The organism is Pseudomonas sp. GW823-FHT02C02, from assembly GCF_058797635.1.
Genome location: NZ_JBXAJV010000012.1, coordinates 67,732 through 80,540, shown reverse-complemented (window position 1 = coordinate 80,540; position 12,809 = coordinate 67,732). Strand labels below are relative to the sequence as shown.

At 56.8% G+C, this 12,809-nt stretch carries 5 protein-coding genes; 3 read left to right on the top strand and 2 right to left on the bottom strand.

What is annotated here, in order from left to right; genetic code table 11:
- Positions 1-437: 437 nt before the first annotated feature.
- Positions 438-7,478 carry a TcdA/TcdB pore-forming domain-containing protein gene (locus AC1ROI_RS21105; protein WP_158243828.1) on the top strand — a complete coding sequence of 2,347 codons (7,041 nt, stop codon included), beginning with the start codon at positions 438-440 and terminating at the stop codon, positions 7,476-7,478.
- Between the two features lie 75 nt (positions 7,479-7,553).
- On the opposite strand, the gene AC1ROI_RS21100 is transcribed toward AC1ROI_RS21105, so the two are convergent.
- Complete coding sequence (locus AC1ROI_RS21100; RefSeq protein ID WP_010463905.1) at positions 7,554-8,150, bottom strand: MarC family protein; 597 nt, start codon at positions 8,148-8,150, stop codon at positions 7,554-7,556.
- 258 nt (positions 8,151-8,408) lie between these two features.
- Here AC1ROI_RS21100 and AC1ROI_RS21095 point away from each other — a divergent pair, with 258 nt between their 5' ends.
- On the top strand, positions 8,409-9,200 hold the full coding sequence (locus AC1ROI_RS21095) for a hypothetical protein (RefSeq protein ID WP_010463903.1): 792 nt from the start codon (positions 8,409-8,411) through the stop codon (positions 9,198-9,200).
- Between the two features lie 57 nt (positions 9,201-9,257).
- On the top strand, positions 9,258-9,980 hold the full coding sequence (locus AC1ROI_RS21090; RefSeq protein ID WP_102594512.1) for a hypothetical protein: 723 nt from the start codon (positions 9,258-9,260) through the stop codon (positions 9,978-9,980).
- Between the two features lie 21 nt (positions 9,981-10,001).
- Here AC1ROI_RS21090 and AC1ROI_RS21085 read toward each other — a convergent pair whose 3' ends face one another.
- Positions 10,002-12,788 carry a hybrid sensor histidine kinase/response regulator gene (locus tag AC1ROI_RS21085; protein ID WP_102594513.1) on the bottom strand — a complete coding sequence of 929 codons (2,787 nt, stop codon included), beginning with the start codon at positions 12,786-12,788 and terminating at the stop codon, positions 10,002-10,004.
- Between the last annotated feature and the right edge of the window lie 21 nt (positions 12,789-12,809).

The following is a 12,809-nucleotide window of genomic DNA, read 5'->3' as shown; positions in this document are numbered from 1 at the left end:
ACCGAAAGATTCCTTGATGCCCGCCGTACTTTAACTGGGCTCACCCGGAAAGTGCGTGCGATTGCCTCAGACAATTCAATATCCGCGTTTCATGTTCTGATACAACCGACGCAGGCCGTTTGATTCGCGGCTGTGCGCAGTGTGTTAGTAACCGTTTCCGACAAAGATAAAAGTTACACTTGTTTGTCCGGTTTAAGTGTAATTAATTAATTGCGCTGTTGTTGGATTGAGGTTGTTATTTTTATCGCATAGTATTTTTTGGGTGGGCAGCTTGGACAGTGTTTTGCCTGCTGTTTCAGTGGTTAGCGTATTAGCAATGCCAGTGCTTTCGGCGCTGGTTTTAAATATCAGTTCAGGTTCGCAAACATCGACGGATGGCGTGTGCGCGACGCTGTGGGCTACGTGTATTTCAAGTTTGTTATAAGGGCATGGATGTGATGAATCAATATCAGGGATCAAACACGGCGGGTAAGTCGTTTCTTCAGTATTTCAGACTCGATGATATTCAAGCACTCTCGAACGAGTTTCGCGCCGCGCCGGAATATGAAGCGCTGGTTGGCTATTACTCAGCGTGCGCAAAAGATCAGCCATGGGCTGACCAGATGGCGCCATTGTTATTGCTCAAAGAGACGCTCGACTCACTGATTGGCCAGCGCGCCGGACCGATTTCCGCCGCGTTGGCCGACCTCTCTGCGCGGCTTGAAAACTATACAAACCGGCTGGTCCAGACCGTGCGAATGTTGAATCCGGTTGCGCCCGAAGTGCCGAAAATAATGCACTTCGTTTGGGTCGGCGGGAGCGCGGTTGGCGCTATTCAGCGAGACTACATCAATATATGGAAGGCGGTCATGGTCAAGGAAGGCCATACGTTCAACCTCTGGTACGACAGTGATGCAGTACTGGCCTTCGAGATGAATCGAGTGATCCTGGAAAGTGCCAGGGCGCATGCCATGGAGTCAGGGGGAGCCACAATCGCCACGCCTGTGGAGCTGGCCCGGATGATCGAACATCGAGCCCGGGTGCTGAAAATGCAAATGTCGGCTCACCTCAGGCAGGAACGCTGGGCCGGAAAGGCGGATGAAGCGCGTATTGATCTGATGGTTCGCGCCTATGGCAAGGACGAGGCCACCCTCATTGCGTTCAGACAAAAATGCCTGGACAGCCACTTGGCCATGGTTGATGAACATCTGCGGTTACGCGACGTGCGTGAGGTCTTCAAAGAACACTCGTTATGGGATGTCTATGAGCGCGAAGTGGCAGGGCGAGGCAACTTTGCTGCGGCCAGCGATGTGGTTCGCCTGCAGGTCGAAGCACTGGAGGGCGGTCGCTACAGTGATGTGGATTACTTGCCGCAACTGAAAAACGTATTGGGCGGAGTCGATATTACGGCGTTCGATGAAAGTGCGCGAATTGGCGTATTACAGCTCCTGCTCAATAACAACGAATCGCTGATGCCTGGGCGCGACCCCAGTCGATACCCTGACCGCACAATGAGTATTCCTGAACAGCACAGGACAGCATTAAGCGAGTTTGCACTGCTGCGTCCGGGGCCCTCCGACATATTTTCTGCGCCGGGCAATAGTCAAACGCCCACGGACGGTATTCGCATGGCCGTCCAGATCAACAGTGAAATGAACTCTCATATCGTCGCGCATGCCGGCGCTGGCTCGACCCAGGCGATTATCGAGTTGATCAGGTTCAACTACGACTTCCTGTCAGAGTTTGAGTCTCGATTGAACGCGACGGCTGTGGACTGGAGCGACAGTGCAGCCGTACAAGATATTCTCGTGGCGATGGTGAATGAAAAGATTGCCGAGGTGCCTGGACTGTCGAAAACGCGCCGAGGGTATTTAGGCAAGCTGGTTAGCGCCATTGGCGCTTACTACAGTGACGGTATTCGTTATGAATCCCGTGGGACCATTGATTTGACCGGGCCTGGGGCCGCGATTACAGGACTTGAGGAGTATGTGGAAAAGCATCTCCTGTTTGATGGGAAAAACGAAATACGAGACCGATTGAAATTGTCGGATGGCTACAACGTGGCCACCGAAGAAGAGAAGGTTTCTGGCTGGACGATCAACGCTACACCGCAAGAATGGCTGCAAAAAGAACAAGCAAACTGGGCCGACGGCAAATTACAAACACGCTATCAGGGGACTTTTTCCGAGCTGTTGAAAGGGCGCACCATCAGCTTCGAAAAAGGCTGGCCGATCATGGAAGGGCGCCCGGTTTTGTTGACCGCCATCCTGCAGCGCTGGATGGATGAGTTGGGGGAGCCCTTCATCCGTGCGATGAACGAAAAGCTCAGCGGTGAGTTGAATTTCGCTAAACCTTTTTCCCTGGACTTTGATGACCGGCAAAGGATTCTGAACCAGTCTGTAGCCGAGCTACCGGTTTCCCATGGTTTCTATCCGATTGGCAATCTGAATGAAATGATCGTTCGCATCGGTCATGGGACTCTGCCGCTCGATCAGTTGAGTCCGGTACATCGGGTGGTGCTCGGTGGCCTTTTCGGCGCATCGACGCTGGACGAAACCGGTTTCGCCGACGCCTGGCAGCAGCTCGGCGCGCTCGCGGAAAGTACGGCCGACCGGGGTATATCCGAGCGGTACATGTCTATCGAGCAGGTGTTGCTTTCGCTCAAAAGTCCCGAGTTCGAAACGGCGTTTGCCGCCGTCAAAACGCCAGTTGACCCCTCCACGGAGAGCGCCCAGGTACTCAAGATTCTTTCATTCGAGAATTCGTTGACGCTTCGTCAGTGGGGCGAGAGCGTGGCTCGCATCAGGCACCAGACGGACTACGAGCTACGCCGATACATTCTCCAGCGCAGTGCCTCGGTGCGAAAAACGCTCCTGGAGGCGGGCGCGTCAATGGCCAAGTTAATGCCTCAGGGGTTGCTGGTCAGGGGCGATGGCGATCCCGGCAGGCGCTGTTATCCACTGGCGCTGCTGATGGCGGCGGCGACTCATCGGGGCCGCGATGCGGTCCAGGCACTGAGCGGCAGACTGGCCAATGCGCATTTCTCGCCCGGTGAAAGTGATACCCATGCATTTCTTCAGGCGCTCGACGAATTGCGCGCCATACCCCAGGCTGATTTTGGCGACAAGCTCGGCCCGTTGAGTTTCGATGGCATCTTTGAGGTGTTGGCGGCTAAACCTGCACCTTGCACGTTGATGCTCAATACCGAAAACCATTCAATGATGGTGGCCAGGACCGGGACGGCCGAACACAGTAGCTGGTCTTTCTACGATCCCAATTTCGGTGTCTTTGGTTTCGATCGGATAGACCACCTCAAGCTTGGGATGAAGGCCCTGTTCAACACGTCCGACCTGGCCAGGCAGTATGCGATCGAGTCGACGGATCGCTCGCCCTTCAATGTGATCGAGCTGGACGGCGATCGCCTCGCCAGCAAGCACTTACCCTCGGAACTGCCAGTGTCGAAGCTGTTGGGCAATGAATCCTTGAGCTCAGGAAAAAGCATCGCACCCTGGTCCCACCACGCCCAATTACGCTCACGCGCGCTGTCTGAAAATGCGCGATTGGGACGGGGTCTTTCTGAACGGGATGCCAGCGTCTGGGCGAGCAAAATCGATCAGGTGACAAACCGGGTGAGATCGGCGAACGGACTCGGGAGCGAGTACGTCCCTGTGTTCGCAACTCTGCAGGCTCAACCGGATGACGGTTACGCACTGTCGTTCATGGACATCAAAACGCAACAGATCCGCGTGGTGAAAACCAACGAACCGTTTCTCGGGCGAATCAAGTCGTTCCTGGACACGAGTATCGAGTACCTGGCCGGCAGCAACGATGGACATAAACCTGTTGATCCAACGGATGTTTCCGAGGGGAGCCGGCTGAGTTTTGCGTTTGGTTTCCAGGCGTTGATCACCGAACTTCGCAACCGCGATCAACTGGCGCAGCCTGGAACAGAATCGAACCTGGCCGTCGCCGTTCGCCTTCATGGCTACCTGGGCCATGCACAGTTAGTCCACGGTATCGGCCTCGACACGCTGCAAATGGCGAACCTGGTTCGACAGCTGGTGAACGCCGAGCGAGCGATAGCAGTCAGGACCGCTTCGGCGGGCGGGCGACTCCTGGCGCGAATCGCTGGCCCGGGGTTGGGGCAGGTATTGGGCGTGGTCAATATCGGTTTTGATATTTACGAGTTCTACAACGCCGAAAACCACGAGCAGCAAGCGCGTTTCGGCACTCAACTGCTGTTCGATGTCAGTGCGCTTGTGCTCGACGGCGTTGCGCTGGTAGTCGGCGGGACGGCGGGTGCGGTCGCAGGTTTTCTGTCGGTGCCATTGCTTGGCATCGGAATCGGCGTCACGGCGATTGCCGGCAATCTCGGGCAAATCATGGACAAGGCAGAGAAAGTTGCCGAATTGTTTACCCGGTTCAAAACGGCGTACAGCCCGCAGGCTTTCTCGGTCAAGCAAGGGGTCGTATCGATCATGCCCGAGTCGGTGGTGGACACGGTTGATCTTCGCGAAGGAGTCATCGTGTTCGGCAGCCAGGGGCTCTTTCGCTCGCTGGGTGGCTCGGGGCTCCCACGGCCCGATGGGAACAAACAGAACGCTATTGTCGTTCGAGAAAGCATGGGGCTGCCAAAACAGGTCGCGATTCCTGGCCCGCGTGTTCATGGTCGATTTAACGCTGTGCCGGCAGAATCGGCCTTGCTGCTTCCGGGTACTCCAAAGTGTTATTACGGTTACGAGTATCAACTGGGTTCCGATCCGCAGGTCTTTGAGTGGAGCAACCTGCTCCTGAACGTTGTCGGCGGCTCGAGCGTCCTGCCTCGTAAGATGTATCCGCAATATGACGTGTTGCGTGAACTTGAAGCCAGGGAGGAAGGTTTTTTCTTCACCCACGCCAGACCTTTCCCGCACATCCTGTACAAACTCAACCCTGTCTATGAGCCCACGACCATTACCGTGCGCGTTGGAAATGAAACCCGGGCGCTGTACGTTCCTGAATTACCGCGAGAGATGCGGGGCAAGGTTTCTTACCGCATCGACACGCTGAGGGGGGCTTACTCCCTCGCACTTAAACCAGGACTCGTGTCGGTCCATCTCAGCGCACTTCCCGGTGACGGAAGCGTGAGCTGGGTGTTGATCGCCGACTGGATCACGCCACAACACATCAGTGTCGGCGCGGCGGGGTTGAACATCGACGGTATCGAGCTGAGCATCGAGGCCGACATCGACGTATATGTTCGAACAAAAAACCTCGAAACCTACCGTGTTGACCGCGAACATCGGCAACTGTACCTGGCGTCACTTCAAGCGGCCGACGGACATTACTCGCAGGCGGAGCTTGACCGTTTGAAGGTGCTTCACCGGCAGCAGCGCATGGGCAATGCCTTAATTCCTGCGGGCAAGTTTCTGCTGCCTTTTGGCAATCCAGAAAAGCCGCAATACACCGCCGGTTGGTACGAAGTGGCAAAGGAACGGTTCGTTTATGGCCGTCAATTCCTGGGTCCGGTCAGCGAGAAACTTCAACTGGCGGCAGTGCAAGACGATCACGCTTACTTCTATCACCCGGATCAACCTCTGATATGGCGCGTCAATGCCGTCACAGGTTTGACCACTTGGCGCTACAGCGTTTTCAATCGTGGAAGTGAAGAGGCGCAGATCATTGGCTGCCTAGATCGGGGCGCTGGCGTTGTTCAAGTCACTCAGCGGGTACGCCTGAGCAAGACCCAGCGTTACCTGGTGATTTATCTGATTCACGGCGAGGAAATCTCGTTGGTCTCGGTATCGAGCGAACCGCCTGACTATTTCGATACCTTGAAGGACGTCATTGCCCTGTTACAGCAGGTTGATATTGCGGTTGTTGCTGAGGGCGCCGACGCCGAACGGCAAACGTCCTGGAGGCCTGCGTCCTTTGTGACGGTAACGTCCGGCGACCTCGACAAGCCGTCGCTGCCGAGATGGATCAACGGGCAGAGCCACCAACTCCTGACCCCGCACTTGCCCGTCAGCGAAACCACCTCGACGCTGCCCCAGATAAGCTTGCTGCCACCGAATGATCCTGATGCTGCAGCGTTCCTGTTTCACGACGCACACAGTCAAAACCTCTATCACCAACCCTTTACCGGCGATGAGGCACAACGGGTGCCATTGCCAGGCAGCGTCAAGCTCAGGATCAGCGACGGCGGGTACCTGGTCGTCAATGAGTCCGGGCTGATGTTTGACGTTCGTCAGGACGCGAGCTTTTTCCTTAGCGGCGTGACGGGGGATTGGCTGGATGCCCATCCACTGTGGATGAGCGATCTGGAGGCCCTTGGCAAGGAGCATGCGGTTTCGCTGATTTCGCTTTCCGGATTATCGGACGTCACCGGCCAGGTGCCTGTCTACGCGCGCTACCTGAACAACAAGCTGTTGGTAACCGACCTGATGGCTGAAAAAGGTTGCCGTCTGTTGTCCGTCACTCGTGATGGCAAGCACGCCTGGTTACTTGGCCTGAGCAGCGGCCACCTTTATCGTCAGGCGTTTATCGAGCCTGAGCAGCTGAGCCGCGCGTTCGGCAGTGGCAGGCGGCTGATCAATGCCGACGCGCTGCCACGACCAGAAAAGGTCTGGGGAGCCTGGGCATTTTCTGAAGTGCTGCCTTACGGCACCGGTTTGCGGGGCCGCACTCGGGACGGGGTCAATTTCGAACTGATTGAAGGTGAGCCGGCCCGAATCATCAGTGTCGAGAACGCCTGGTCTTATCGTTACAGGGAGTCGCCTGAAGCGCTGACAAAACGCCTGAACGATTTAGTGTCCGGTCAGGCTCATGCGCCTTTTTTGCCGATTGGCCACTCGACCAACCGCTACGCGTATTACGTACCCGAACTCAATCGTGTCTTTGAGGTTAACGGCAGAGCGGATGGGCAGTGGGCAAACTTCCTCGGGACGAAACAAGGGAGTGTTCCGCTGTTGTTTGATCCGGTGGACGGCGTGATCTTCAACCGCAATACAAAAGAGGTTGTGTGGGTGGCGGCGAACAAGGCCAGTCGAGAGGGGGATGTCATGACGCTGGAGATCGCGGGAGAGGTAAAAGACCTGCTGGCTCTGGTGCCCGACGGTGTCAGTTCATTGATTCTGGGAGGCGCTGAAACGGGGTCGATTTACCACGTGTCGGAGACCGCCTGGCAGCACCTCGATTGCATCGTGGTCGATTGCACTGACTGGCCGGACATTGACGCCATACCCTCGCGGCTGATTCTGGCGACCGGAGCGCAGGATGACTGGCGTGTCGATCGGGCAGACAACCATCTGCTGCTCACCGACCCCGACAACGGCAGCAGCCTGGTTTTTCGTTCGGCACAATCTGAAGAGTGGGCATTGGCCCAGTCGCTGAACCTGAGTGCACAAGTTCTTGGCAATACGCTTGAGGTCAGCGTCCATGAACTGTGGCAAACGGTGTTCGATCTTGGGGAAAGCAGCCTTGAGTTAAAAGTGCTCGTCGAGAAGTTGAGCTCGGTCTAAAAAACCGAGGGTGGAGATCCGGGTTCCGAACGTTTCGCAACGTTGTCAATTCACAACGTTGCGCTCCCTGGCTGGTCAGGGCACCAGGTAACCTTTTACGCCCGTGAAGATAATCTGTGCCGCCAGCGCGCACACAAACAATCCCATCAGCCGGCTGACAATCTGCAAGCCCTGGTCACCGAGAATCCGTTCGATGCGGCTGGACAAATAAAGGACCACGCCAACCGTAAAGCTGGCCAGGGCAATGCTGAGAATGGCCGTGAGTTTGTCGTCCCAATGTGGCTGGCTCACGCCCATAACTAACAAGGCACCGATGGTGCCGGGGCCGACCGTCAATGGAATCGTCAGCGGGACGATCGTCACGTCCTGCTGCACATTGTCGGTCTGCACCGCCGACTTGCCTTGGGCCATGCCCAGTGCCGAGATAAACAGCACGCTGCCGGCGCCGATGCGGAACGCGTCCACGGTGATGCCGAAGACACTGAAAATCACCCGTCCGAACAAGTACAGCAAGACGCTGGACACCAGCGTGGCGGTGGCCACTTTCCAGGCCAGTCGACGTTGTTCCTTGCGTGAATAACCGCGGGTCAGGCTGATGAAGCAGGACAACACGAAGAACGGGCTGTAGAGCACCAGCATCTTCAGGTAAACGCTGAATAACACGTGGAGCATGGTTTCGGCTCGCATCAGGAGTGAGGATGACGAGGAGTCTATCAGTCAGTTAATTGCTTGTGGGTGTGAGTTGTGACAGGCGCGTCAGTTAATTTTGCGGTTGGGCGCTTTTGTTAGTTGCTTAGGTGTTGTTGTAACTTATGTTTATTGAATGGATATGGTGTTACAGGTTTTAGTTTGTCGTTGTTCGTTTGTTTGGTTATTGTTTTATCGCAAGTTCATGAGGAACTTGCCTGGTATTTTTATAAGGAATTCATTGTGTATAATCAAGCTATTCGTGAAAGTTATGTTGCTGCCTGTATTGAAGCGATTGAAGCGTGTGATATCGACGAGCAGATCGTTATCCGCCCTCGTGGTCTTATGGTTGTGGGCGACGAGATCGAAGCACCGTCGAAAGGCTCCGTTGTGGGTGAAGGCACGTTGGGCTTTTCTGGCAAGCTCAGTGCTGAAAACAAGTCGGACGCTCAAAACGCCTTTCTCTTTGCATCCCGTGCAGCGAACAAACTATACCCTGAAGAACATCAGGGCAAAGAGTGGTACTTGAGGTTCCGGGAAGTCATGACCCTCGCAGGCTGGACGCCTGTCAGCAAGTACTACAGCGATCTGCACGTCAGCGGCACCAGCGTCCGCATGGACAAACTGGTGCTGGAGATTCTCGGTGCGGTGGTTGCCGGCGTTGCGTTGCCTGGTTCGACGACTGCGTTGATGCTCAAGGTGGCGGGTGATGCGATCGCGGCCCTGCAAAAGCGTGACACGGCTGCCCTGACTGTTTATGAGCGAAATCTGCTGGAAAATGGCGTCGGGGGAATCTCGGCAGGTGCGTGTGTCGAAGTCGAGGGTGAGGCAATCATGGCCGTGGGTGCAGTGCGTTTTCTTCGCAAGAACAGCTCCACCCAAGTAATGTTTACGGATGTGGATATCCGAAATGTGAACCTGTATCGCGGCGAAACGGTATTTGCCAAAAATACATTGGTCGCTGATGCAGTCCGTGAGTCCATCAAGAGCAAACTTGTCCCACATAAAGACCAGATCGTAGACATTGATATCTAACTGATCTAAATCGGCAGCCGGTTGTCGGCTGCCTTTTTTATTGTCGAGGGAGTTGATATGAGTTGCGAATATTCTGTGTTGATCGTTGGCGCTTGTGTCGTGATTATTCCGGCTGCGGATGGGTCGGCGCACTATAAGGATCTGGTCGATTCCGTGTTGCTGGCGCAATTGATTGCCAATAAGAAGATTGAAAAAGCCCCGGATGTCGACTGGTACAACGCTTATGTGGAATTTCTGGATGACTACTGGCTGCGACGTACAAGAGCGCGACAGGAATGGCTGATTACCCAGGACAGTGTCGAGTCTGTCAGCGACTGGGTCATTGCAGCGATTTCACAAGGTGCTGTGGATAAAGGAGGCGCTACGGCGGCAACAGTGCAGCGGCTGGCTAGGTTGTCCGGCAACGAGCCCGCAATGGGTTTGCTGCGCGATCACATGCAGAAAATATCCACGGACGAGTCGGGTGATGTTCTTGCGCCCGCAAAGGCTGTGCGTTTGCTGGTGGTTATAGCGCAGACGCCGACATCGCTCACAAGTGTGTACATCGAGCTTAAGACCCGCCAGATCATCAGTGCCAATCCGCTGGCCCAGCGACATCTGGCCGAGGATGTACAAGGCAGCGTTTGCATGCGCTACGCCAGTGCTGACTTGTCCGGAATCCTCTACGGCCCCGTGCGCGACGCCATTGCCTTGAAAATCAGGGACAGGTATCAGGACAACGTCGCGATGTTGACGCTGACCGATGATGCTTCGACCATGGAGAGCTGCGCAGCAGATTGAGTCATGCCGGCGTTGATTGCCCTACACGCCTGCCTGGAGCGTTGAGGCCGTGCGATTCTGCTGATCACGCTGGGCAACCCAATGCTCGATCAGATCGCGCAGTTGCGACAGCTCGACCGGTTTGGCCATGTGCCCGTCCATGCCGGCCTGGCGCGCGCGCTCTTTGTGCTCGGCGAGGATGTGCGCGGTCAACGCCACAACCGGGGTGCGAATCCGCTGGTTGCCGACTTCCCAGGCACGTAACTGCTGGGTGGCAGAGAAGCCATCGAGGATCGGCATTTCACAGTCCATCAGGACCAGGTCATAGCGCTGGGCTTTCATTGCCTGCAAGGCTTCTTCGCCATTGCTGGCGGTGTCAGGTTGCAGGTTGAGCTTGCCGAGCATGCCGCGAATCACCTTGGTCGAGATGTTGTTGTCTTCGGCCACCAGAATGCGGAAATCACTCGGAACCTTGACCGGAAGCGTCGGACCGGAGGGCTGGTACGGCGAGACGGTAGGGCCCTTGTTGCGCTGGTTCAGTTCATCCGCCAGGGTGGTCTTGAGGGTGTAGCCGGCCACCGGTTTGGCGAGGATGCGTTTGATCCCGGAGTTGCGCGCGATGATCTTGCTCGGCGCGTTGCTGATGCCAGTGAGCATGATCAGCAGAATGTCGTGGTTCAGGCTCGGGTCTTCCTTGATCTTGGCCGCCAGTTGCATGCCGGTCATGCCGGGCATGTTCTGGTCGAGCAGGACCACGTCGAAATAATCGCGCAGGTGAGCTTTGGTGCGCAGCAATGCCAGTGCCTCTTTACCGGACGGCACGGCACTGACGTTCAGGCCCCAGGCGCTGCATTGCTGCACCAGCACTTTGCGGCACGTGTCGTTATCGTCCACCACCAGCACACGCGCACCTTGCAGCGGGCCGTCGAGGTCGGAGGTCGGGTGCTCGAGACGATCAGGGTCCAGCGGCAGGGTCAGCCACAACGTGCTGCCTTGGTTGGCGCCAATCTTGATGCCGAATTCGCCCTGCATAAGGCGGATCAACTGACGGGCAATCACTAGCCCCAGGTTGCCGCCCAGGCTGGTTGCCGAGAGGAAATGTTTGCTGTGCAGCTCGGCGTGCATCAGTGCGTCGCGTTCTTCGGCCTCCATCGGCACGCCGCTGTCTTGCACGGCGATGCGCAGGCGCGGTTGGGCGCTGCGTTCGTCAAGCGCGACGACGATCAGGATCTCGCCCTCGTCGGTTTTCTTCAGGGCGTTTTCCAGCAGGCTCAGCAAGGTCTGGCGCAGACGCGTCGGGTCGCCGCTGATGACGCGTGGCACTTGCGGCTGGATGAAACTGATCAGCTCGACGTTCTGCTGTTCGGCCTTGGCGCGGAAGATGCTCAGGCAGTCTTCGATCAAGGCATTGAGATCGAATTGAACGTCGTCCAGTTCTATCTGCCCGGACTCGAGCTTGGAGATGTCGAGTATCTCGTTGATCAGGGTCAGCAGTTCGTTGCCGGCGCTGTGGATCGTCTGCACATAGTCACGCTGCTTGACCGACAACGGTGTGCCCAGCAGCAGTTCAGTCATGCCCAGTACGCCGTTCATCGGGGTACGGATTTCGTGGCTGATCTTCGCCAGGAACTCGGCCTTGGCGTTGATCTCGGCATTGCTGGCCGCCAGGTCGCGACTGACGCTGAAACGATCTTCGGTGATGCTGCGCTGACGTTCGCTCAGCGCAATGCTCATCAGCACGCCGCTGATGCAGATAAACCCCAGCAGCGTCATGATCAAGCCCTGCGGCGCGACGAGCGTCAGCCCCAGCAGGGCCGGCAACATGATCAGCGTGCCAATGTTGAACACGACCATCGCCGCGACGAACAGGCGCGCCGGGCGATAACCTTTTTGCCAGTGATAGGCACTGACGAACAACATGCTAAGACCTGCCAGGGCGACCAGGGCGTAGGTCATGATGTTCAGCGGCAGCGTATTGACGAACAGCAGCAGCAAGCCGCACATCACGATGAACAGAATGTCACCCAGCAGCAGTTTGTTCAGCGGGTGCGGGCCGAGTGGTGCAAAGAAACGATAGGCGAACATCAGGCCGCACGGCGCCGTCAGCAGCAGGGCGAGGTAGGCGCCGGGTGTCTGCACCGCGTGCCAGTTTGGCAGCCAGGGCCCCGCCAGATTCAGCAACAGCAGCAGGCTGAGCATCAACAGTGCTTCGCATGCGGCCAGCCAGAGACTGCTGCGCGAGCGCGTATAGGCGTAGCGGACGAGGCTGTGCAGGATCAGCATCCCGAGGCAACCGAACAGAAGGCCGTAAATCAGCATCTGGTTCTGATTGGCCGCGGTCATGATCGCCGATTGCAGGGTGATGTACGGTCGTAACTGGTGTTCGGACACCAGCCGCAGGTAGACGTCGAGGGGTTTGTCGCTTTGTGGCAGCGGCAGCATGAATTCGCTGCTGGGCAGGGGACGGTCAGCCTGGGGCTGCCCGGTGCCGGTGTTCAATTGATCGATCAGCGTGTCGCCGTCGAGCACGTACAGATTGAGGCGCGACAGGTCGGGGGCGAACACTCGCAGCAATTGCTCGTGCTTGCCGGGTGCGAGCCGGAAGCGCAGCCACAATGCACCTTCGGGCTCGGCCGCGGTGAGGCGGTCAAGTTCGATGGGGCTGAATTGATTGGTGTAGCGCGCGGAACGGATGTCGCTCAGCTGCAGGTCGCCCTGTTCGTCAAGCAATACCGCCCAGCCACTGCCTTGCGCGGCTTGGGCCGGGAGCATGCAGAGCAAGGTCAGCAGCGTGACAGTGAAACCTATGGCAATCCTGAGCCAGCGCACGGCGAAATCCCTTCGTAGGTT

Excerpts from the sequence above, each read along its gene's own strand:
- AC1ROI_RS21090 (WP_102594512.1), top strand. The coding sequence starts at position 9,258 with ATGAGTTGCGAATATTCTGTGTTGATCGTTGGCGCTTGTGTCGTGATT.
- AC1ROI_RS21105 (WP_158243828.1), top strand. The coding sequence starts at position 438 with ATGAATCAATATCAGGGATCAAACACGGCGGGTAAGTCGTTTCTTCAG.
- AC1ROI_RS21100 (WP_010463905.1), bottom strand. The coding sequence starts at position 8,150 with ATGCTCCACGTGTTATTCAGCGTTTACCTGAAGATGCTGGTGCTCTAC.